General features: G+C 47.1%; 20 protein-coding genes. 4 read left to right on the top strand and 16 right to left on the bottom strand.

Annotated features, from left to right (window positions below):
• Positions 1–44: 44 nt before the first annotated feature.
• From Q0546_RS11040 to yajC, 14 genes are all read right to left on the bottom strand, one after another.
• Entirely contained in the window at positions 45–938 is an 894-nt protein-coding gene (locus tag Q0546_RS11040; protein WP_298793014.1) for a Gfo/Idh/MocA family oxidoreductase, read from the bottom strand.
• Positions 931–2,016 (bottom strand): DegT/DnrJ/EryC1/StrS family aminotransferase, encoded by a 1,086-nt coding sequence (locus Q0546_RS11035; RefSeq protein ID WP_298793012.1) that lies wholly within the window; start codon positions 2,014–2,016, stop codon positions 931–933. Before Q0546_RS11035 ends, Q0546_RS11040 begins: the two co-directional genes overlap by 8 nt.
• A gap of 8 nt (positions 2,017–2,024) precedes the next feature.
• Positions 2,025–2,693, bottom strand: coding sequence for a 3-methyladenine DNA glycosylase (locus Q0546_RS11030; protein WP_298793010.1), 669 nt, complete (start codon positions 2,691–2,693; stop codon positions 2,025–2,027).
• Between the two features lie 136 nt (positions 2,694–2,829).
• On the bottom strand, positions 2,830–3,645 hold the full coding sequence (locus Q0546_RS11025; protein WP_298793009.1) for a TIGR00282 family metallophosphoesterase: 816 nt from the start codon (positions 3,643–3,645) through the stop codon (positions 2,830–2,832).
• Positions 3,645–4,406 carry an ATP-binding protein gene (locus Q0546_RS11020; RefSeq protein WP_298793006.1) on the bottom strand — a complete coding sequence of 254 codons (762 nt, stop codon included), beginning with the start codon at positions 4,404–4,406 and terminating at the stop codon, positions 3,645–3,647. Before Q0546_RS11020 ends, Q0546_RS11025 begins: the two co-directional genes overlap by 1 nt.
• Positions 4,403–7,360 (bottom strand): transcription-repair coupling factor, encoded by a 2,958-nt coding sequence (mfd, locus tag Q0546_RS11015; RefSeq protein ID WP_298793004.1) that lies wholly within the window; start codon positions 7,358–7,360, stop codon positions 4,403–4,405. Before mfd ends, Q0546_RS11020 begins: the two co-directional genes overlap by 4 nt.
• On the bottom strand, positions 7,350–8,504 hold the full coding sequence (locus Q0546_RS11010; RefSeq protein WP_298793002.1) for a bifunctional folylpolyglutamate synthase/dihydrofolate synthase: 1,155 nt from the start codon (positions 8,502–8,504) through the stop codon (positions 7,350–7,352). Before Q0546_RS11010 ends, mfd begins: the two co-directional genes overlap by 11 nt.
• The gene (locus Q0546_RS11005) at positions 8,504–10,039 is read right to left on the bottom strand and encodes a GGDEF domain-containing protein (protein WP_298793000.1); all 1,536 of its coding nucleotides are present in this window, start codon (positions 10,037–10,039) and stop codon (positions 8,504–8,506) included. Before Q0546_RS11005 ends, Q0546_RS11010 begins: the two co-directional genes overlap by 1 nt.
• Positions 10,029–10,562, bottom strand: coding sequence for a penicillin-binding protein (locus Q0546_RS11000; RefSeq protein ID WP_298792998.1), 534 nt, complete (start codon positions 10,560–10,562; stop codon positions 10,029–10,031). Before Q0546_RS11000 ends, Q0546_RS11005 begins: the two co-directional genes overlap by 11 nt.
• Positions 10,563–10,565: 3 nt before the next feature.
• Positions 10,566–13,037 carry a leucine--tRNA ligase gene (gene leuS / locus Q0546_RS10995; protein ID WP_298792996.1) on the bottom strand — a complete coding sequence of 824 codons (2,472 nt, stop codon included), beginning with the start codon at positions 13,035–13,037 and terminating at the stop codon, positions 10,566–10,568.
• An 8-nt stretch (positions 13,038–13,045) separates the two neighbouring features.
• Positions 13,046–13,384 carry a DUF6394 family protein gene (locus Q0546_RS10990; protein WP_002953043.1) on the bottom strand — a complete coding sequence of 113 codons (339 nt, stop codon included), beginning with the start codon at positions 13,382–13,384 and terminating at the stop codon, positions 13,046–13,048.
• Between the two features lie 9 nt (positions 13,385–13,393).
• Positions 13,394–14,365: a protein translocase subunit SecF gene (gene secF / locus Q0546_RS10985; RefSeq protein WP_002953041.1), complete on the bottom strand. Its 972-nt coding sequence runs from the start codon at positions 14,363–14,365 to the stop codon at positions 13,394–13,396.
• Complete coding sequence (secD, locus tag Q0546_RS10980) at positions 14,366–15,946, bottom strand: protein translocase subunit SecD (RefSeq protein ID WP_298792992.1); 1,581 nt, start codon at positions 15,944–15,946, stop codon at positions 14,366–14,368. It lies immediately after the preceding gene.
• A complete protein-coding gene (gene yajC, locus Q0546_RS10975; RefSeq protein WP_002946610.1) occupies positions 15,939–16,229 on the bottom strand; it encodes a preprotein translocase subunit YajC in 291 nt (96 codons plus the stop codon). Before yajC ends, secD begins: the two co-directional genes overlap by 8 nt.
• On the opposite strand from yajC, the gene Q0546_RS10970 reads away from it, so the two are divergent.
• Entirely contained in the window at positions 16,202–17,503 is a 1,302-nt protein-coding gene (locus Q0546_RS10970; RefSeq protein ID WP_298792989.1) for an apolipoprotein N-acyltransferase, read from the top strand. The two genes, yajC and Q0546_RS10970, sit on opposite strands and share 28 nt — an antisense overlap.
• An 11-nt stretch (positions 17,504–17,514) precedes the next feature.
• On the opposite strand, the gene Q0546_RS10965 is transcribed toward Q0546_RS10970, so the two are convergent.
• Positions 17,515–18,114: a hypothetical protein gene (locus Q0546_RS10965; RefSeq protein ID WP_298792987.1), complete on the bottom strand. Its 600-nt coding sequence runs from the start codon at positions 18,112–18,114 to the stop codon at positions 17,515–17,517.
• Positions 18,115–18,247: 133 nt separating this feature from the next.
• Positions 18,248–19,450 carry a methionine adenosyltransferase gene (gene metK / locus Q0546_RS10960; protein ID WP_298792985.1) on the bottom strand — a complete coding sequence of 401 codons (1,203 nt, stop codon included), beginning with the start codon at positions 19,448–19,450 and terminating at the stop codon, positions 18,248–18,250.
• Positions 19,451–19,592: 142 nt separating this feature from the next.
• Here metK and sstT point away from each other — a divergent pair, with 142 nt between their 5' ends.
• The 3 genes from sstT (at position 19,593) to Q0546_RS10945 (ending at position 23,244) form a co-directional block, all read left to right on the top strand.
• Complete coding sequence (sstT, locus tag Q0546_RS10955) at positions 19,593–20,897, top strand: serine/threonine transporter SstT (protein ID WP_298792983.1); 1,305 nt, start codon at positions 19,593–19,595, stop codon at positions 20,895–20,897.
• 15 nt (positions 20,898–20,912) lie between these two features.
• Entirely contained in the window at positions 20,913–22,634 is a 1,722-nt protein-coding gene (locus Q0546_RS10950) for a M3 family oligoendopeptidase (RefSeq protein ID WP_298792981.1), read from the top strand.
• A gap of 172 nt (positions 22,635–22,806) precedes the next feature.
• Positions 22,807–23,244 (top strand): hypothetical protein, encoded by a 438-nt coding sequence (locus tag Q0546_RS10945; RefSeq protein WP_298058000.1) that lies wholly within the window; start codon positions 22,807–22,809, stop codon positions 23,242–23,244.
• The last annotated feature ends 95 nt before the right edge of the window (positions 23,245–23,339 follow it).

Here is a 23,339-nt window from a genome sequence, read left to right as displayed (position 1 = left end):
AAAATATACAAAAATAAATTTTCTTTTATATTTCAGCCTAAAATTTAGCTCGCGCTCTCTATGATTTTTAGCGTTTTTAGGCTGTCCTTTATACTTGCTCCCGTGCTTTGCCCGCCGCTTAATAAGCGTACGAAGTCCTCCAGTTCGCTTGTTAGCGGATCGGTTCTTTTTACGAATATATTTTGCATTTTGCACGCGCTTGCGTCAAATTCGCTAAATTTAACGAGACTCTGATTTAGTAAATCAGCCTCATAAACCGCCCCTTTGCACGCGACCTCGACCGTCCTTTTGCGTCTGTGCGCGAGCCAGCTGGTAGCGATGAGAGCCGTTATCTCGCCCTCAAGCTCAAACGACAAAACCGCGTTGTCTTCAAATTTGGCGTGTATTTTGCGCGAGCTTTTTATATCGGCGATTTTTATCTCTTTGCCGCTTAAAAATCTAATCAGATCGATATCGTGCACGGCTAGATCGGCCAGTATCCCCACGTCCGTGATTCGCTGCGGAAAGGGCGCATTTCTGGTTATTTGTACGCTATAAATTTCCTTGTTTGCTAGCTCTTTTTTTAGCGCTGCGATCGCGGGATTAAAGCGCTCGACGTGCCCGACGGCTACCTTTATATCTCGCCGTTTAGCTTCCTCAAGTAAAATTTGAGCATCCGCGGCTTTTGCGCAAACGGGTTTTTCGATGAGCAAATTTAGCCCCTTTTGCATGCATTTTAGCGCCGCTTCTTTATGTAGCGAGGTCGGCGTAGCGATGACGGCGGCGTCTAAATTTTCGCTCTCTAGCATCTCGTCAAGACCCAAGTAAATTTTTTGCGCGAAATTTTCCTTGCAAAACGGATCGCAAAGAGCGGCTATCTGCACGCCAGCGACGTTTTGTAGCGCGCGATAGTGGTTTTTGCCCATGACGCCAAGACCTATGAGCGCAAATTTAAGCATTATTTATAACCTCGATGACATAGTCTTGCTCCTCTTTGGTTACAAACGCAGACATCGGTAGCGCCATTATATCGTGCGCTACCGCTTCACTCACGGCAAAATCCCCAAGCTTATAGCCAAGATCCTTAAACACCTCTTGCAAATGCAGTGGCACGGGGTAATAAACTCCCGTCGGCACGCCTTTTTGCGCGCAGATTTCTAGCATTTTCGCTCTATCTTTTACGCGGATGCAGTACTGCGCCCACGCCGAGACGTTGCCCTCCGCGACGAAAGGCGCTACGACGCCCTTTAGTTCGCCAGTATATCTCGCCGCGATCTCTTGGCGTTTTGCAATTTCGGCGTCAAGGTATTTTAGCTTGACGTTTAAAATGCCCGCCTGGATGGCGTCGAGTCTGCCGTTTATACCGATGTATTTGTGGATGTAGCGCTCGGACTGGCCGTGATTTAGCAGGATGCGTATCTTTTTGTTTAGGGCGTCGTCGTCGGTAAATATCGCTCCGCCGTCGCCGTAGCAACCAAGCGGCTTAGCCGGGAAAAACGAGGTCGTAGCGATGCGCGAGAGGTTGCAGGATTTTACGCAGTTTTGACTCGCGCCAAAGCTTTGCGCGGCGTCCTCGATAACAGTTAGGCCGTGCTTTTGCGCGATAGCGTTTATCGCCGCCATATCCGCCGCCTGCCCAAAAAGCGACACCGGCACGATAGCCTTGGTCTTTGGCGTGATCTTTGCCTCGATCAAATTCGGATCGATGTTATACGTCCTCTCGTCGATATCGACGAACACGGGCTTCGCGCCCAGAAACGCTATCATCTCGGCCGTCGCGATAAAGGTAAAAGGCGTCGTGATGACCTCATCGCCGGGCTTTATATCAAGCACCATAAAGGCAAGTAATAGCGCGTCCGTGCCGCTACTGCAAGCTATAGCATGCTTTGCGCCGCTAAATTTAGCCAAATTTTCCTCTAGCTCGCCGACCTTGCCGCCGATATAGACCGAGCTATCTAACACCTCTTTGATCTGCTCGTCGATTTCGTTTTTGTATCTTTGATACTGGGCCTGTAAATTTATAAAATTTATCTTCATCTTCGCTCCTATTTTATAGATTTTAGTATCTCCTCGCCTGCTTCGTCCAGCCTCTTGCCGTTAAAGTGCGCCTTACAAAACTCCACTATCTTGCCGTGAAATTTGGCGTAAATTTCATTCATATCCAGCTCGCGTCCGTACGCCTCGCAGATCCGCTCGCTATCTACGGCCCCCAGCCACTCCTGCGCCTCGTCGTAGCTTTCAAACTCATACCCCAAAAAGCTCAAAATCCGCAAAGCGTAGCTATCTACGACCATCACCTCGCGCCCGCACGCGTAGCAAAGCACCGCGTCGCAGGTCTCCGCGCCGATGCCTTTGACGCCAAGCAGCCACTCGCGGCTAACGTTTTCTTTGAAATTTTCAAAATCGCCGAATTTTTTAAAAATCGCCTCGCAAAGCGTTTTTAGGCGTTTTGCTTTGGTGTTGTAAAAGCCGCTAGGTTTTATGAGCAAGGCAAGCTCGGCCGTGGGCGTTTTTACGATACCTTCCAGGCTCATCAAATTTGCGTTTTTTAAATTGTTTAGCGCTTTATCGGCGTTTTTCCAGTTGGTATTTTGTATCAAAACGGCGCCGACCACGACCTCGAAAGTACCTGCGTTTGGCCACCACAGAGGGCCGTCTGCATCAGCCTTTACGCCCGCGTTTTTTAGCGCCAAAAAAAGCTGCGTGCTATCCATCGTTTTTCCTTTTTTTCTTTGTTTATTAGCAAATTTAGCGTGCGGCTCTTGCTCAAATTTATCGTCCAAAACGCCGCCGCGCTTAAATTTGAGTAAAAGCCGTCGCTAGCCTTGCGCGGCTCAAATTTGCGCTCGTTTATGCAAATTTGACCGCTCGCTGCACCAAAGGCTCGCTAACTCCGTCTATCACGCGGACCTTAAAGGCATCCGTGCAGTGTCCGCCGTCAAATTCAAACACGACCATTTGAAAAATCCGCCTGCATTTTTCATTTACCTTAAACGAGTGCTTGAGCCCCGTTAAAAAGCTCTTTACGGGTGCTTCCGCGTCCATGCCGATGACGCCGTCAAACGCCCCGCTAAGCCCGACGTCGCTCACGTACGCGGTGCCGCTAACTATTTGCAAATCATCGGTGCCCACGTGCGTGTGAGTGCCGGCTATGGCTCCCACACGACCGCAGAATAGCCTAAAAAACGCGTTTTTCTCGCTCGTGGCCTCGGCGTGAAAGTCTATGAGGATGTTTTCGCTCTCGCACTCGCCCAGTGCACACTCGGCTTCTAAAAAGGCGTTGTTCGTATGCGGCAAGCCGTAGTGCCCCATCAAATTTACCACGCTTAGGCTCTTGCCGTCTTTGTTCAAATTTATTGCTCCACGTCCCGCAGTTCCCGCGAAGTGATTATACGGACGGATGATAGGTAGAGCCTCCATCAACGCAACCACGTCTTTTTTATCAAAGCTATGGTTGCCGCCCGTGATCACGTCGATGCCGCAGTCTAGCAGCTCGTGCGCGTTGGTTGCGGTTAGGCCAAAGCCACCGCTCGCGTTTTCGGCGTTTGCGACGATAAAGTCAAGCTCGAATTCGCGCTTAAATTTGGGCAAATTTTGCATCACCGCGCTTCGTCCCGCGCGTCCGACGATGTCGCCGACAAATCCCACTCTAGTTAAATTTGCCATCAAATTTTATCTTTATAGCTTAGATAAAACTGCCTCGCGGTGCGTCCAGAGCGGCTAGCGCGAAGCTGGGCGTATTGTTTAGCCAGCTCGTGAAGCATGGCTCTATCGCCCACGAAATCTTTAAAGTAAAAATCCACGATCTTTAGATAGTCGGCAAAACTGCCCTGATAAAAGCTGAGCCAAAGCCCGAATCTATCGCTAAGCGCGATCTTTTCTTCGACCGCGTCGCTATAGTGCAGCTCAGTCTCGCCGACCTTCGCGCCTTCGTTGTCGCTTTTTAGTTCGCTGATCAGGTGGCGGCGGTTTGAAGTAGCGTAGACCAGCACGTTTTTAGGCGCTTTTTCGATCGAGCCTTCAAGCACGGGTTTTAAAAATTTATAGCTCCTGTCCCCAGTCTCAAAGCTAAGATCGTCGCAAAAAACGATAAATTTAAAGCTGCTATCCCTGATCTCGTAAATGATCTCGGGGATCATCTCCAGCTCGTCGTTTTTTAGCTCAATTAGACGCAAGCCCTCCGGGTAAAATTTAGTAAAAACGGCCTTAACCAGGCTGCTTTTACCGCAACCTCGCGCGCCCCACAGTATCGCGTGATTTGCACCTTGGCCCTCTAAAAAATTTCGCGTATTTTCTACAAGCTCTTCTTTTTGCTTTTCGATCCCGATAAGCCCCTCAAGCTGCGTGAAATCAACGTCTATCACGCCTTTTAATGCGCCAAATTTACGCCTATAAATCGCTGCGGCAGTCGTGTTCCAGTCTATCATTTTTCCGCCCGTCCTTTGTTTAGTTTTCTAAGATAGATCAAGATCTCCTCTATCACGTCATCATCGTCTTTACTCTTTGATTTTAGCCTGGTTTGCTCACCGTTTTGCGCGGTTAACACGATATTTTGCTCGGCGTTTGAGATAGCTTTAAAGCCCGCTTTTATCGCTAAAATTTTAATTATAATGAGGCTTAAAAACTGCTTGGTGTAGATATCCGGTTTGCCAAATCTATCCTCGATCTCGCCCTCTATCTCGTAAACCTCGGCCACCTCTTTGCACTTGCTAAGCCGCCTATATAGCTCCAGACGCAATCTATCCTCGCCAATAAACTCCGAATTTAAAAACGCGTTTATGCTAAGTTTCAGATCGATTTTTGCACTTTCAAAGCTCTCTTTATTTAGCAGTTTATTTATCTCTTCTTCAAGCATTTTGATGTAGAGCGAATAGCCGATTGCCTCGATATGGCCGCTTTGAGCTTCGCCGACGAGATTGCCGCCGCCTCTGATTTCTAGATCGTGATAGGCTAGCACGCTGCCCGAGCCCAAAAACGAGTTGCTCTCAAGCGCAACGAGGCGTTTTAGAGCGTCCGCGCTTAGAGCGTTTTTGTCCTCGACGAGGAAGTAACAATACGCCTGCTTGTCGCTCCTGCCGACGCGTCCGCGCAGCTGATGCAGGTCTGCAATGCCGAATTTATTCGCGCTCTCGATGATGATGGTGTTTACGTTTGGTAGATGTATGCCGCTTTCTACGATGCTGGTGCTTAGCAGCACGTCGTACTCGCCGTTTTCAAACTTCATCATCTCCTCTTCGGTCGTTTTGGCGTCGATCTTGGAGTGTAGCGTGAGGATGCGCAAATTTGGCATTATGTCTAAAATTTGCTTTTTTGCCTGAGGCATCGTGGCGATGTGGTTATGGATATAAAAAATTTGCCCGCCGCGGCGCAGTTCGCGCATGATGGCCTCTTTTACCGCCTTTTCGTCCCACTCGCGCACGCTAGTTCGCACGTCTAGGCGCGAGCTTGGCGGAGTTTGTAGCACCGAGTAGCCTTTGACGCTTGAAAGCGCCATATTTAGGCTGCGCGGTATCGGCGTCGCGCTCATAGATAGCACGTGCGAGGCGCTTGAAATCTCTTTTAGTTTTTCTTTTTGCTTGACGCCGAATTTATGCTCCTCGTCGATGATGATGAGGCCTAAATTTGAGGGCTTTACCGATAAAAGCGAGTGCGTACCAACGCAAACGCAAGGCTGCCCCGCCTCCAGTGCCTTAACCGCGGCCGCTTTTTCCTTTGCGCTCGTGAAGCGATCGAGTTTAAAGACGCTAACGTCAAATTTGCCCAGCCTCTCTTTTAAGCTTTTAAAATGTTGCGAGCTAAGAAGCGTCGTCGGTACGAAAAATAGCGCCTGAAAGCCCGATTTTACGCACTTAAATATCGCGTTCATAGCAACCTCGGTTTTACCGAATCCCACGTCGCCGCTAAGCAACCTATCCATCACCTTGCCGCTTTTTAGGTCGTTTGCGATGTCGCTTGATGCGCGCTCCTGATCTCTCGTGTAGGCAAAGCCCGCGTTTTGCAAGAAATTTAGATACTCCGCATCATCTTTTGCGATGATCTCGCCGCGGATGAGCTCACGCTGGGCGGCTAGTGAAATAATTTTTGACGCGATGACGAAAAGTTTGGCTCTAACTTTTTCTTTTATCTTGGCGAAATTTGCCTTGCCCAGGCGGTCTAAAACCGCGATACTGCCGCTACTTGCGACGTATCTATCGATCAAATTTAGATGCTCGACTGGCAAAAGCAGCTTGTCTTCGTTTTGATAAACGATCACGACGAACTCGCGCGTCCTGCCTAGCACGGTTAGCTTTTCAAGCCCCGTAAATTTGCCGATGCCGTACTCCTCGTGCACGACGTAGTCGCCGGCTTTTAGCTCGTCGATCACTAGGCCTGGCTTTTTGGCGCGTTTTTTCTTTTCAAATTTATTTAGCGAGACGATGATCTCGCTTGGTGAAACCAAATTTAACGCTGCTTCGGTTTGCACGAACTCTACGTTTTGATATTCGCTCAAATTTAATGCGTTAAAAAGACCAACGTTGCGCGCTAAAACCTTGATTTTTTTATTTTTATTTAGCTCGAAAAAATCGACGTTTAAAGTTACGCTTAAATCTTTATAAACTTTAGCCGCGGGCAAGACGGGCAAATTTGCCACCTCGCCTAGATCCCGCTCAAAGCCGTCAAATTTTTTCGTTAAAACCGTTTTAAATTCGCGCGTGTAGTCGATAAATCCATCTATCGCCCAAAATCCGAGCGTCTTTAGGTCGCTGATTAGCGCGTCCGTTTGCATATCTTTTATTTTTTCGGACGTTTTTTCAAACTCAGCCTCGCCCAGAGCCGCGATAAAAGGCGAAATTTCAACGCTTTTTAGCTCGGTTTTGTTTGAAATTTGCGTTTGCGTGCTGTAGTGCCTGATGCTCTCTATCTCGTCGTCAAATAGCAAAATGCGGTTTGGCTCCTGCGCGCCGACGCAAAAAATGTCGATGATCTCGCCGCGAACGCAAAACTCGCCCTCGCTCTCTACGATATCGACCGCCTCGTAGCCAAAGCGCAGTAGCTTTTGGGCTAACTCTCTAGGATCGATTTTGTCGCCGAAATTTAGCGTTAGTTTTTGTAGATGTTTTTTGCCGGGAAGTTTGTTTAGCACCGTGCAAACAGGGCTAATGAGGACCTTTTTGCCCTTAAATTCGTAAAATTTAGATAACTCGGAGGAGAGCTCAAAAAGCTCGGCGCTAAAGCTACGCAGATCATCGCCCTCGCGCGCCCTAAAATCAGGCAATCTAAAGGCCTTAAACCCGGCAAATTCCGCCGCGCTAAGAGCCGCGATAGCCTCCTTGTCATCCTCGCAGACGAGCAGCTGCGCATCGCCTCCGTTTAAAAAATACTCAAAAACCTCACTTTGCACCGCGGTACCTTTTTAAGAAGGCTTCCACGAGGTAAAACGACCCGAACGCCAGATACTCCTCGTCCGCGCGCACGTCCGTAAAGTCCGCAAACTCCATACCAAGCTCCTGCAAAGCCTCTTTCACCTGCGCTGTTGCTAGCTCGCGACCAGGCGTCTCGTACTCGATGATGTAAGTTTTTTTAACGATCGGTTTGATCGCCTTTAGGACGGCTTTTATGTCCTTATCGGCAAAGGCGTTAAAGATCAAATTTAGCTTTTTACCCGCAAATTTTTTAGCTAGAGCTTGCGCCGCCATCTCATTGTGCCCGACGTCGATCGTTACGTTTGGCGCGATCTTTTCGCAACGTCCGCCAAGATCTAGCGCACCTAAATTTGCCAAATTTAAGCTAAACCCAAGCTCCCTAAAAGCCGAAGAGCTAAGGGCCAAATTTGAGCGCAAAAACTCGGGCAAGCCGAATTTCTCCGCGTAAATTTTAATCTCGTTTTTATCCTCGTTGCTTAAATTTTCGGACGCAAATTTGAGCGTTGCGCCCTTTTTAGCGGCGATTTTTCGCGCGATACCGACGCAAAGCTCGTTCATGTCGTCGTTCATCAAAGCAGCGTCCGCCATCGCGTTAAATTTAGTCGTCGCAATCTGCTCTAGCGTATCGCCCAGCAGCGCCGTGTGGTCAAAACCGATCGGAGTAAAGAGGCTAAGGCGCTTGTCAAATACGTTCGTAGCGTCAAATTCGCCGCCTACGCCCGCCTCGCAGACGAAAAAGTCGCACCCCTCAAAAAGCGGAGCGCAAAGCAGCGTCGCATACTCGAAATACGAAAGCGAGCGCGCGACCTCGGCAGGCAAAATTTTAATCAGCTTCTCGTGAGCCGTCTCGAGCGCGTCCGCGCTAGCTACGGCGCCGTTCATCCAAAATCTCTCGCGAAACTCGAAAATATGCGGGCTCGTATAGTGTCCGACGCTATGGCCGTGCGCAAGCATCTGCGCTAAAAATCGCCCAGTGCTGCCCTTTCCGTTCGTGCCGATAAGATGGATGATTTTTGGGATTTTAAACGCGTCTTGCACAAATTTAAAGGCATTTGGCATGCGCGCGCGGTTGATTTCCTTATAAAAAAGGGGTTTGTTTTCTAAAAAATATTCTAGTTTCATTAAATTTTAGGCATCACCTGATCTCTGCCGTTTTGCTTAGCCTGGTATAGCATTTTATCCGAAGCTTCTAGTACGGCTGCTTGGCTTTGATTTTGGCTGCGTATCGCAACGCCGCAACTCACCGTAACGCTAATGCGCTCGTCTTTGTATAAAAATTTGGAGTTTTTTAGCGCATCGCGCACCTTGTCCGCAAACTCTATACTCTGTGCTATATCAAACCCCGGCAACAAAACCACAAACTCCTCGCCGCCGTATCTAGCTACGAAATCAACTTCCCTAGAGTTACCCCTAAGAGTTTTTCCTACGCTTGCTATTATTACGTCGCCGGCGTCGTGCCCGTATATATCGTTTATATTTTTAAAATGATCTATGTCAAAAAAACACACGGCATAGTCGGCATTTTGTTGTAAAAAATCAATCTCTAAACGCCCAAGCTCTTCCATTAGTGCTTTTTTTGTCGCGGTTTTAGTTAAAAAATCCTCTTTGCTCTCGGCTTTCGCGCTTTCTAACTCTACTTCTAGCCTGCTAACTTTTGCTTGTAGTTCTTGTATAGTTTGCTGGTCGCTTAGCATCTGCTCGCCTAATTGCTTAACCTCGACATCCAAGGTATCGGCGATATTTTTTAATTTATCTCTGATCCCCTCAAAACTATCTTCGTTTAAATTTATCGAATTTAGATCGTTTTTGATAAACTGCATCTGGCTTGAACTTTTAGAAGAACTGCTGATTAGGCTTGCTATTTGCTCGTTTATGCCGTCCAAAACCTTATCTAGCGATCCGACTTTCGTAGAAACCTCGGCCCTATCAAGCTCGATACGCTTTTTGGTCAAATTTTCTATATTTTTTCTAACCGAGAAATCTTCTAAAAGCTTTGGATCGCTTTTTAAAATTTTATTTACTTTTTCTATCTCGCCGTCGATTTTATCGGTAATAGAAGGCCTTAGCATATCCGATACGAGCGGAACTAGTTTTTCGCAAGCCTGCTCTTTCGTCAAAACATCCTCAAGCTCAGCAACGATATCTTTTAAGTCGCTAAAATTTTTAACGCCGTAAACGCCCAATCTTTTCAAAAAACCATCGTCGTAATCGGTCAAAAAATCAAACCATTTGTCTTTTATTCTATCTATGGCTTGCGCATCTAGTCTTCTATTTAGAGCTTCGGAGCTAGCTTCGGCTAAATTTTTAGCATTTTTATTATGTAGCGAAGCTACGGCTTGAAAAACCTTTTTATTCATAGCTACGAGCGCATTTATTAGTTTTGGATACTCGGCAAGGCCGGGCGAATTTAGCCTAGCCGCCATAAAAGCAAAAAGCTCGTCCAAGTTTCTTACGTTTTTTTGTTTTAGCTGCGCCTTAAGCTCGTCATTCAGACGAGCCGAGTATTTTTCAAGCTTCTGGCAATCAGGCACTATAACGCCGTTTTTTTTCGCTATCTCGCAAAAAACCTCGGCGTAGTTATCCGGAGTTAGCATGAGCCCGCGCTCTTTCATAGTCTGAATCGATTCTTTTATGACTTGGCTGACGCTAGTCGCCATTTTTCAGCCCTTTTACCGCAAGTACGGCGATATACTCGTCGAAAGCCTCTTGCGAAGCCTCTTTTATGGCGTTAAATTTCTCGCCTTCGCTGATGACGCCGTCTGCGAATCTAGTATCTCTTACCTTTTGAGAAACGGTAAAGTCGTGCTCGCCCGAAGTCGTCACCGATAGCGTTTTGCCGCCTTTTAACTTAGTGTCGAAATTTAGCGTTAGTATCGCTTTATACGACGTCACATAGCCGTTTTCATCATATAATAGCGCTTGATAGTTAAGCGATTTGATCGAGACGGTTATGGTGGTTGGCTCGTTTTTATCGTAGCTTATGCGTTTGCCCAGCCTTGTTACGATACCCTCTAGTACGCTATCTTTGATCCAAACGCTGTTTTTAGGCTCTTCTTTGCTTATCAATACGTTTACGTATACACGGTCGCCCATTATGTCGTTCGTGATCTTTGAGACGGGCTTATAGCCGCATCCAACCAAGATGAAAGTCGCCAAAAGTAGTAAAAATTTTATCTTCACGATTTAGCCTTTTATTACGAAATTTACGAGTTTGCCGTTCACGTAAATTTGTTTGATTATTTCTTTTCCTTCTAGCCATTTAGCCGCACTTTGTCTAGCTAGAGCCAAAACCTCGTCATCGCTCGCGCTGCTTGGCGCTTCAAATTCGCCGCGCCTTTTGCCGTTAACGGTGATAGCCAAATTTAAGCTATCTTTTTCAAAAACCTCGTCTAAAATTTCTATTTTCGTAAAATTCACCCTGCCAAATAGCTGCTCGCTAAGCTCGTTTGCGACATGCGGCACGATGGGCTCGAGCAAATTTAAGATGATAAAAAACGCTTCCGTCGTTACGTCCTGATTGTCCTGTGCGTTTACGGCATTTAGAGCCTCCATACAAGCAGCAATTAGGGTATTAAAGGTAAAATTTTCCTCATAAACGTCGTTTGATTTTTTAAGCGCCTCGTAAACCTTCATACGTGCGTATTTTTCTTCTTTACTCAAATTTGCGTGCGCTATCTGCGGGATTTGCATGCATCTTTTTACGCCCGAGCTTCGTTCGTACAAGCGATTTAAAAATCTAAATGCGCCCTCGACCGCGCTATCGTTCCACTCAAGCTCCTTTTGCGGAGGTGCGGCAAATAGGATAAAAAGCCTCGCCGTATCGGCGCCGTATTTGCTGATGATGTCGTCTGGATCAACCACGTTGCCCTTGCTTTTGCTCATTTTTTTGCCGTCTTTTAGCACCATGCCTTGAGTGAGTAGTCGCTCAAACGGCTCGTCGTCTCTGAGGTAGCCTAGATCTCGCAAAGCCTTTTGGAAAAATCTCGCGTAAAGCAGGTGCAAGATCGCGTGCTCGATACCGCCGATGTACTGATCCACATTCATCCAATAATTCACGCTTTTAGCATCAAACGCGCGATCCTGCCACGTTTTTTCGTCGCTGGCGTATCTAGCGAAATACCAGCTACTCTCAAAAAACGTATCCATCGTATCGGTCTCGCGAACGGCCTCGCCGCCGCATTTTGGGCATTTGACGTGTTTCCAGCTCTCGTGTTTATCGAGCGGATTTCCCTCGCCTGTTATCTGCACGTCATCAGGTAGCGTCACTGGCAGATTTTCGATCTTTTCAGGCACGACGCCGCAGTGCTTGCAGTGCACCATCGGTATCGGAGCGCCCCAGTAGCGCTGTCTAGAGATACCCCAGTCGCGGATTTTAAAATTTACGACGCGTTTGCCGATCTTGTCCGCTTCAAATTTTTCTATTATTTTTAGTTTTGCCTCTTCGCTGCCAAGACCGTTTATGAGCGGCGAATTTATAGATATTCCGTATTCTGTTAGCGCCTTGCCGCCCTCAAATTCGCCCTGCGCAGGTTTAACTACCCATTTTATAGGCAGGTCAAATTTACTCGCAAACTCATAGTCGCGCTCATCGTGAGCCGGTACCGCCATAACCGCGCCGCTACCGTAGTCTGCCAGGACAAAATTGGCTACCCAAACCGGTACTTTTTCTCCGGTTAGCGGGTGTAAGACGTTTATGCCTAGATACAGTCCGTCTTTTTCGCTAGCTTGGCGTTCGCGCGGGCTTTGGTTTAAAATTTTTCTGATTTTTTCCGCTTTTTGCGGCTCTAATTTGCCTGCGTTAAGCAGTCTTTTTACGATCCTGTGCTCAGGCGCTAAAGCCGCATAGCTAACGCCGTAAATCGTATCAGGGCGCGTGGTAAATACCTCAAAACCGTCTATTGGCTCGCCACCCTCTAAAATTTGCTTCGACTCCTCGTCAAGCTCAAATTTAAACTCCAAGCCAAAGCTCTTGCCGATCCAGTTTTCCTGCATCGTGAGCACTTGAGACGGCCATTTACCTTCAAGGCGCTTTAGATCGTCTAGCAGCTCCTGCGCGTAATCGGTGATCTTTAGATAGTAGCCCGGCAACTCGCGCTGGATGACGGCATTTCCGCATCTCCAGCAGCATCCGTCCTCGACCTGCTCGTTAGCAAGTACGGTTTGGTCGTATTCGCACCAGTTTACGACCGCGCTTTTGCGGTAAACCAGCCCTTTTTCGTACATTTTGATGAAAAATTCTTGCTCAAATTTAGTATAAAGCGGATCAGATGTCGCAAACTCTCGCTTTTTAGAAAAGCTAAGCCCCAGCGTCTCAAGCTCGCCGCGCATGTAATCTATATTTTCATAAGTCCAAATTTTAGGATGGATCTTGTGCTTTATCGCCGCATTTTCCGCAGGCATACCAAAGCTATCAAAGCCGATCGGATGAAGGACGTTGTAGCCGCGCTTGCGGTAGTAGCGAGCCAAGGCGTCGCCGATGGTATAGTTTCTCACGTGTCCCATATGGATGCGTCCGCTAGGATACGGAAACATGCTTAGGATATATTTTTTAGGCAGGCTATAGTCGTCTTTGGGCTCAAATTCGCCGTTTTTACTCCAAATTTCTTGCCATTTTTTTTCTATTTTCGCCGGCTCGTATTTTAAAATTTCACTCATTTTTACTCCTAAAATTCTTCTTGCGTCTTACCGGACTCGACCAGAACAAGCGCCAAAGAAAAGACGTTTGCTATCGCGGCGCCGATCGCTAGCGAATACGCCATATGCGCGTTGCCGTTTACCTGAAGTAGCACAAAAGCCGGAATAAGGTGCAAATCAGCCACTAGCGAGCTAGCAAAAAGCTCGGCGGCAAAGACGTTTTTTACGCCTATTTTTAGCAGCGTCGAGATCACGTTTACGCTCGCCGCCACAAATAGCGCAATCTCGTTTTTATCGTATAAAAACCCCGCCGTCGTCGTCAGGCTCATAAGCGCGAAAAATATATAAACAACCTTGCCCCAGTTCATCGCTTCTCCTTATATAGTGCCTTTTTCAAACATCGCGCGTTGCTTGTCTTTTTCTCTTTGTACGCGCGCCTTTTCCGCTTCCATGGCGCGGTATTTCTCCACGCTAAATTTAAACCACAAAAGCATAGGCGCAGCGACGAATATCGAGCTAAGCGTACCGATGACTATGCCCACTATCAGCGCCAAAGAAAATCCGTGTATCATATCTCCGCCGAACAAAAATAGCACGACGACCGTGATGAGCGTGGTGCCCGAGGTGAGTATCGTTCTAGTTAGCGTCGCAGAGACTGATTCGTTTATTATCGTATCAAGATGCGTGCTCTTGCTGCTTTTGATATTTTCTCTGATACGGTCAAAGACGATGATCGTATCATTTAGCGAGTAGCCCACGACCGTAAGGATCGCCGCGAGAGTGTCTAAATTTACGTCGATAGCAAAAAGACTGATAGCTCCCATCGTAATCACGACGTCGTGAATCTCCGAGGCCACCGCCGCCATCGCAAATCTCCACTCAAATCTAAACGCGATATAGATCAAAATACCAACAAGCGAGATTGCAAGCGCCATCACACCCTTTTCGCGTAGCTCGTCGCCGACTTTAGGCCCGACCACGTCAGTACGGCGGATCTCAAATTTGCCCGTATCTTTTAAAAGCTCGGCTACGCTAGCTCCGACGTCGCTACCCAAATTTGAGTTTGCTCCCGAAAATCTAATCGTAACCTCTTCGGCTGAGCCAAACTCCGTAACGCTCGCGTTTTTATAGGCTTCGTCTTTTGCTAAAGCCGCGCGAATTTTATCTAGCGAGACTGCGCTATCGTATTTCACCTGGATGAGCGTACCGCCCGAAAAATCGATGCCGTAGTTAAAGCCTTTCGTCGCCATCAAAAAAAGCGAACCGAAAAACAGCACGGCAGAGACGGCGAGCGCGATGTAGCGCTTGCTCATAAAATCATAAACATGTGCCTTTGAGAAAAATTGCATTTATACCCTTTTATAACCGAACCAAAACCGCGTGTTGCCGCTTTTTTCTATTTTATTTATAATCGTATCAAACATACCGTGAGTACCCAAGATCGCCGTTATCATCGAAGCGATGATACCTATGCCCATCGTCACGGCAAAGCCCTTAACTGGTCCAGTACCGTAGGCGTAAAGCACGACCGAGGTAATAAGTGTAGTCAAATTTGCGTCTATGATCGCGCTCATCGCGTTTTCATAGCCCTTTTTCACGCTCGTTGCGATACTAGCTCCGTCGCGCAGCAGCTCTCTGATACGCTCGTTTATGATGACGTTGGCATCGACTGCCATACCGATGGTTAGCACTATACCGGCCATTCCCGGTAGCGTTAGAGCCGCACCGAACATCGCCATCACGGCGACTAGTATCAAGATATTTGCGACAAGCGCGATATTTGCCAAAATGCCGCTAAAACCGTAATAAGCTATCATAAACAGCACAACCAAAACCGAAGCCGACGCAAGCGCGATCATAGATTGTCTTATACTATCAGCACCCAGACTTGGTCCTACGCTTCGCTTTTCTAGCATTTTTACCGGAGCCAAAAGAGCGCCGCTTCTAAGCGCAATAGCTACGTCATGAGCCTCCTCTACGCTAAACCCGCCACTTATCTGACCGCTTCCGCCGCCGATTCGCTCGTTTATCGACGGAGCCGAGTACACCTTGCCGTCAAGCACGATAGCTAGGCGCTTACCTACGTTTGCGCCGGTAAAATCGCCAAAAATTCTAGCTCCCTCGGCGTTTAGAGTAAAGCTGATGATAGGCGCGTTCGTGCGCTGATCAAAGGCCACTCTAGCGTCCGTTAGCATCGCTCCGTCAAGGACGGGGATATTTTTTACGACGTATTTTATCTGTTCGTTTTTGACGTCTGGATAGATGATGTCGCCGTAGCTCTCAGCCTCAGCCTCGCTCATCGAGTTTGCCTGCGACTGGCGCTTTTCATCGACGGCCATTAGCTGGAGGTGCGCGGCTTTTGCGATGAGATCGCGTGCGCGCTGCTCATCGGCTGCCGTTTTGATACCGGGAAGCTCGACTAGGATATTATCCTTGCCCTGTCTTGCTACCGTAGGCTCTGCTAGACCGAACTGATCGAGACGGTTTCTGATAGTTTCGACCGCTTGATTTATCGCGTATTCGATAGTTTCGGCCTTCTCGGCGTCGGTTAAGCCGATAGAGTATTTTAGTCCGTCTTTTTGTACGTTAAGACCCTTAATATCTTTTAGCATGCCGTCGATTTTAGCGGCTTCGTCCGCGTCGAGTAGCTCAAAGTCCACCTTGTCTTCGCGGATCTTAAAGCTATCGATTAAAACGTCCTCTTTTTTCGCAAAATAGTTCACGCTAGCGGCTATAGATTTGATCTTTGAGTGCACGGCCTCCTCGGTCTCAACGCCAAGAAGCATATGAAGTCCGCCCTGCAAGTCAAGTCCTAGACTGATTTTAGACCCGCCTAGCTTGTCCGTAAAAGACGGCGCGGAAAATATAATGCCCAAAATCAAAGCCAAAGCAAAGATAATTAGCCTATACGTTATTTTGCCGTTACGCATTTGCTTTCGTCTCTGTTTTTTCTATTTTTCTCGCGATAAATTCGCGTGAAACGCGCACGATTACGTCGTCGTTAAGCTTAACTCTGATAAAATCATCCTCCGGTTTTATCACCTCGCAGATTAGCCCGCCGCTAGTTATGATCTTGTCGCCCTTTTCGAGTGCGGCTATCATCGCGGCATGAGCCTTTTGCTGTTTTTGCTGCGGTCTGATAACCAAAAAATAAAATATCGCGAAAAGCACGACTAGAGGCAGTAATGAAGCTACGAAATTTCCTTCTTGCATGGGGTTCCTTGATAAAAAAAATTTTAAGCCCTTATTTTAGCACTAAAATTATAATAAAAGCCTTTGTTGGCGCGATTTTAATCTCAAATTTTATACTAGTTGATGTTTTAGGCGGCGAAATTTTAAATTTCATCTCACCGTTTTTTGCGATCGCGGGCTTTTATTTGCTACTTAAATTTGACCGCCGCGGCTTTTTTTGGACGGGATTTTTTATCGGGATCATTTGGTTTTACTGGATCAGCTTTAGCCTCGTTTATTACGAGCTTAGCTACCTCATCCCGCTTGAGATTTTAGCTATCGGGATCATCTACGGCGCGCTTTTTTTGATAGCGGGCATCCCGGCTCAAATTTGGCTAAAGGCTTTGCTGCTTATCTTGGTTTCAAACATCCATCCATTCGGCTTTAACTGGCTAAATTTAGAAGCCGTTTTTGTGCCGGGCATTTTTGCGCCGAATTTACTCGCCATTGCGTTTATTTTCGCCGCGATTTTGTGCCTATTTTACGTTAAAAACCGCCTTAAATTTATCGCTTTTGCTGCGCTTTTAGCCTGCGCGGTGCAGTATGGTACGCCAAATTTTAAAACTCTGCCTTTTGAAGTAAAGCTCGCAAACACCGAAGTCGCGCAAGAGCTAAAGTGGGCCAAACAGCTAAAAAACGAGTTTATAAATCAAAATTTAGACATCATAGACGAGGCGATAAACGCCGGATTTAGGGCGGTTATTTTGCCCGAGAGCGCCTTTCCCGTCTATATGACGCACGAGCGAAATCTCATCGCCGAGTTGCTGGAAAAATCGCAAAAGATCGCTATCGTCGCGGGCGCACTAGCTCGCGAAAACGGCACCAACTACAACTCGGCGTTTTTCTTTGACCGCGGCAAGATGCGGCGGATGGATAAATTTATCCTCGTGCCCTTTGGTGAGGAGATCCCGCTACCGGCGTTTGCAAGAGATTTGATAAATAAGATATTTTTCGGCGGCGCGAAGGATTTTGAGACCGCAAGCGCTCCTAGCGACTACGAGATAGATGGCGTAAAAATCAGAAACGCGATCTGCTACGAAGCGACTAGGGACGAGCTATTTGCGGGAGAATTCGACGTCATGATCGCAGTGACCAATAACGGCTGGTTTGTGCCTAGCACCGAGCCAAATTTACAGCGCATTTTACTCAGATACTACGCGACGAAATACGGCAAAGCCATCTATCACAGCGTAAACGGCTCGCCGTCTGAGATAATCACGCCAAAGCAAGGCTTGCTCGATAAATTTTTCAGATAAATTTGCTAAATTTAGGCGTTTTTACGCTTGCGAAATAGCAACCAAATTTGCAATGCCATGTAAAATATACAAACTGCAACAAAAACTACAAACATAAAATCAATACACATCTGCCAAAACAGCTCGCCGGGAGCTTTCAACACCCATTCGTATTCAGGTGAATTTCTCGGCTTACGATATCCGATATAATAACCTGCAAAATCCCTATTTATCAAAAAACCAGCCCACAAAATACCGCAAAATGAAACGAAAAATCCCACTACCGGATTTTCTTTTCTTGCTTGTTTCATTACGCGAGCTTTATTTTCTTTACTGCCGCACAGCAAGCAAGCCGCGACGAAACCGACAAGCATGACGACCTTAACAACCCCCATATAAGCGATATAAAACGCGGCCTTTTGCGTAAAATCTGTATGAGAAAAGGCTCTCTCAACGGCCGAGTAAATTTTAAGCATAGCTTCCACGAAATCTCTAGCCAAAGACGAGCGAGCTAGCACGTCAAAAGGCAATACAAAAATGCCTAGCGCGCAAAGAAAATAAAAAGCGCAAAGCCCGAGCAAAACGAATCCGAGCGTTTTGTTTTTGCCGTTTTGGCTTGTTGCCGTTTGCATTTTAACTCTCTTTAAATTTTGCCGAGCGGTTTTTGAAGTAAAATTTAAGACATAAAGCGGGGCAAAATTTCATACGAAGCCTTAAATTTGATGGTAAATTTAAGCCCGCATTAAATTTAGCGGGCTTGAGGATTTATTTAATCAAAGCTTTAAAAGTATCCACGGCGTCAAGCTTTTCCCACGGATATTTGGCGTTTCCGACTTGACCTTTGGCTGCTACTTTAGCATATAAAAACGTATCCTTGCCAGGTTTGTCCAGGCCAAATTTATTTGTTATCCAGCGCGGAGTGAGAGCGAAGTTTTCGCTAACGAAATTTGATAGCATATCGTCGTTTACGCCCGCGATCTGCGTGCCCATCGTATCGACGCTCACAGAGGTAGGCTTTGCCATACCGATAGCGTAGCTTAGCTGGACGATACATTTTTTAGCAAGGCCTGCCGCGACGATGTTTTTAGCTATCCAGCGCGCTGCGTAAAGACCGCTGCGATCGACTTTCGTGTAGTCCTTGCTGCTTTGCGCACCGCCGCCTATCGGGCTATATCCGCCAAAGCTATCTACGATGAGCTTGCGGCCCGTTAGTCCGCTGTCGTGAAGCGAGCTGTGATTTACGTAGCGGCCGGTCGGGTTGATGTAGATTAGCGTTTTGCTTTTATCGTAAAGGCCCTTTGGCAAGCCCGCGTCGTCGATGAGAGTTTGCACTAGGGCGCGCAGCTCCTCTATCTTCATCGTCTCGACGCAAGGAGCCGAAACGACGATAGTGTGGATGCTTTGAGGTTTGCAGTTTTCAAAGTTATCCTTCGTGCCGTAGTCTACGGTAACCTGAGTTTTGATATCGACGCCCAGTTTATCGGGATTAGCTTTGGCAAATTTATAAACCTTATCGCAAAGTATCCTAGCGTAGGTTATGGCTGCTGGCATATACTCGTTTGCTTCGCAGCTAGCAAAGCCAAACATTATGCCTTGATCTCCGGCGCCTATCTCGCCGCCTTCTTGATCGACGCCTTGATTTATATCAGCGCTTTGCTGATTTACGCAGACTTTTATCTCGATGTCGTCGGGATGCAGGCACTGCTCTTTAGTAAATTTAGACTTGCCGTCGTAGCCGATTTTTGCCAATGCGTTTTTAACGATCGCCTCGTAGTCTTTAAAACTTAGCTTGACCTTAGAGTTTATCTCGCCGCCTATTATAATGTTTTTACCCGCGACGAAAACTTCGCTAGCGACGCGGCCGTTTGGATCTTGCATCAAGATCGTATCTACGATGCTGTCGGCGATGATGTCGGCGCATTTATCCGGGTGACCCGGGCTCACAACCTCTGAAGTAAATAAATACATACTTTTCCTTTATGAAAATTAATCTCGCAATTGTAACATTTCATAATAAAATTCAAATTAATCTCGCTCAAAGCTTGTAAATTCCGCGTAAATTCGGCTATAATCCTAAACTAATATTAAATTTTAAGGCAAGGACACTAGAATGTTTAGCAAACTGGCAAAAAGGTTCGCCGACGGAAATTTGATCGTTCAAATTTTAATCGGCCTAGCTCTAGGCGCCGTTATCGGCTTTTGGACGCACTATCAGGCGGCTCCTTATAACGAACTAATCGCAAAAGGCGTGAGCGACGCAGCGCAGCTAGCCGCGGCTAAAAAGGGGCTAACGGACACGGCAAATTCGGTAGCAAACTCTATCGCCGTTTTGGGAAATCTATTTGTTGGAGCGCTTAAAGCTATCGCGCCTATCCTGGTTTTCGTACTAGTTGCGACATCTATCATCGTAAAAGAATTCGGCCACGCAAAAGGCATGCAAAAGGTAATTACGCTCTACCTAGTCGGCACATTTTTGGCTGCCGTAGTTGCGGTCGTAGCAAGCTTTCTTTTCCCGATGGAGCTCGTGCTAAAAGGCGTCGAGAGCGCAAATATGAGCGCTCCGCAGGGCATCGTCGACGTCCTAAAAGACCTTATCTTTAAAATGGTTCAAAACCCTATCAACGCGCTATCTAGCGGCAACTACATCGGTATCATCACTTGGGCTGTTGGCGGCGGTATCGCGATGAGATTTTGCACGCAAGAAACCAAAAAAGTATTCCAAGACGTTAGCGACGGCGTGACTAAAATCGTTAGATTTATCATCCGCCTTGCGCCGTTTGGTATCTTTGGCTTAGTTACTATCAGCATCCACGAGACGGGCTTTGAAGCGCTTGCGGGCTACCTAAAACTGATCCTAGTTCTAGTAGGCTCCATGGCTTTCGTATCCTTCGTCGTCTACCCTGCGATGGTGTTTGTAGTTACCAAGAAAAACCCATATCCGCTTGTTATGACTTGCGTTAGAGAGAGTGCGGTTACGGCGTTTTTCACTCGCTCGTCGGCGGCAAATATCCCCGTAAATATGGCGCTTTGCAAAAAGCTAGGGCTAAAAGAGGAGCTATACTCGATCTCTATCCCGCTAGGAGCTACTATAAACATGGGCGGCGCAGCCGTAACTATCGGTATCTTGGCGCTTGCGGCGGTAAATTCTATCCCGTCTATCACGGTTACCTTCGGCGACGCGCTACTACTTTGCTTTATCTCGGCTCTGGGCGCTTGCGGAGCCTCAGGTGTCGCTGGCGGTTCGCTACTACTCGTGCCGCTTGCTTGCGCGCTATTTGGTATCGGTAACGACATCGCGATGCAGGTTGTTGGCGTAGGATTTATCATCGGCGTGATCCAAGATTCAGTAGAAACAGCCGTAAACAGCGCGTCTGACGTACTTTTCACCGCCGTAGCCTCAGAAACCGTAGAGTAAATTTAAGGCGGTAAAATGAACGTTTGGGACTTGACCCCGCTTTTTAAAAACGAAAAAGAGCTTGAAAAATCAGCTCTTTCGTTACAAAGTGAGTGCGAAAAATTTGAAGCTAAATACTCGGATAAATTTTTAAATTTAAGCGACGAGGAGTTTTTTGCCGCGCTTAACGAATACGAAAATTTGTTAGAAAACATCGCTCGCGTGCAAATTTACGTGAGCCTAGTTTTCTCAAAAGACACCTCAAAGGGCGCGTTTTACGCCAAATTTGACGAGCTAAGCTCAAAAGCGCAAAATCATCTGTTATTTTTTGAGCTTAAATTTAACGAATTTGACGAAGCCAGACAAAACAAAATCATCGCCAAAAGTGCTAGGCTTGGCTACTATCTAGATAGTATCGCAAAAGAAAAAGCCCACCAGCTAAGCCTAAAAGAGGAGCAAATTTTACTGCGCACGGCAAACACGGGCGCGGAAGGTTTTTCGCGGCTTTTTGACGAGACACTAAGCGCGCTTAAGTTTAAATTTAAAGGCAAAATGCTGGGCGAAGAGGAGATCTTATCCAAGCTTCACAGCCCAGACCGAGCCGAGCGAAAAGCGGCCGCAAAGAGCCTCTCTGGCGGCTTAGCGCCCCAGCAGCATCTACTTAGCTACATCTATAATATGATCAAAACCAGCCTAAAAACTAGCTGCGAACTGCGGAAATTTGATCTGCCAGAAAGTCCTCGGCATTTTTCAAACCAAACGACCAAGGCTAGCGTGGACGCGCTCATAAAGGCCGCCGAGACGAGCTTTGATCTGCCGATTAAATTTTACGAAAAAAAGCGCAAAATTTTAGGTTTTAAAAAGCTCTACGACTACGATAGATGCGCGCCGCTGGGCGAGAGCAAGAGCATTTATAAATTTGACGAATGCAAAAAAATCGTGCTTGAGACTTTTTCTAAATTTAGCCCGAAATTCGGCGAGATAGCCGCTCGCGCGTTTAAAGAGGGCTGGATCGACGTTTATCCGGCCGAAAATAAACGAGGCGGCGCCTTTTCGCAATCAGGCGTCGCAAAAGCCCATCCATACGTGCTTTTAAACCACACCGACGAGAGGCGGGATCTTTTTACACTAGCGCACGAGCTAGGTCACGCCGCGCATCAAAATCTAGCCTATGAAAGCGTCGGATTTCTAAACGCCGACACGCCGCTAACTACGGCAGAAACAGCATCGGTCTTTTGCGAGATGCTGGTTTTTGATCACGTCAAAAGCACGCTAAAAGGCAGAGAAAAAACCGCCCTACTCGCCGGCAAGATCGAGGATATCTTCGCCACGCTCTACCGCCAGATAAACTTCACTACCTTTGAGCGCCGAGTTCACGCGCATGAGGGCGAGATCAGCGCCGAGGAGCTAAATAAAATTTGGCTTGAGGAGAGTGCTAAGATGTTCGGGCAAAGCGTCGCGCTAAACGACTACTATAAAATTTGGTGGAGTTACATCCCGCACTTCATCCATACGCCGTTTTACTGCTACGCCTACTCCTACGCGCAGCTTTTGGTGCTGGCGATTTTTGGGCTTTATAAAAGCGGCAAATGCGAAAATTTCACGCAAATTTACACCAAGTTTTTAAGCGCGGGCGGCTCGCGATCGCCAAAAGAGCTGGTCGGGATGTTTGGCTTTGATATCGAGGACGCTGCGTTTTGGCAGATCGGCATAAACGAGGTTAGAAAGCTAGTTGGGGAGTTTTGTCAGGAAGCGTAGAGGGCGCAAATTTGACGCGCTTTGGGGAGTAAATTTAAAAGCGCGGCCAAATTTGACTAGCCGAACCGAATATAAGGCGACAAATTTGACGCTAAATTTTGCGTTTATTTGAAGCCAAATTCGGCACGACTGCGGACAGTAAATTTGAGAAAAGGCACAAAAAGGAGGTAAAATGCTTGATGAGATTTTAGACGACGAGAGATTTGCGGCGATGATGAAGGAGCACGTTTTTGAGTGCGTGGAGTATCTGCTAAAAAACGACCGCTCCTTTTCGGCGATGGCCAACCTTGATCTGGTCAAATTTAACCCCGAGCTGCCGGAGTACATTAAGAGCACTTTTACGGCGCCCGTTATCGTCTTTACGCTTGCCGGCTACACTTTTAGCAGCGCCAAGCTAACTCCAGACGAGCTGAGCTTCGAGGCGGGTTTTGGTAAGGAAAATTTCGCCAGCATCGTTAGCTTTCCGCTTGGAGCTATCGTGCAAATTTTGGTGGAAAACAGCCCGATTTTGGTAAATTTTTCTATTTACAAATCTCAAAAAAATCAGCTTGAAAAGTCGATGTCGGCGTTAATGTCAAACCCAAACAATAAAGATCTATTTAAAAAGTGAGCAAACTTTTATCCACCGTTTTGCTCACGCTATTTTTATAGATTTATTTTATGCGCATTTCCTTGATTTGAGCCGTGCGATATTGGTTTTGCAGG

Origin of the sequence: uncultured Campylobacter sp., from assembly GCF_937997465.1 — a bacterium.
In the GTDB taxonomy this organism is placed as follows: Bacteria; Campylobacterota; Campylobacteria; order Campylobacterales; family Campylobacteraceae; genus Campylobacter_A.
This window is presented reverse-complemented; position numbering and strand designations above follow the sequence as displayed.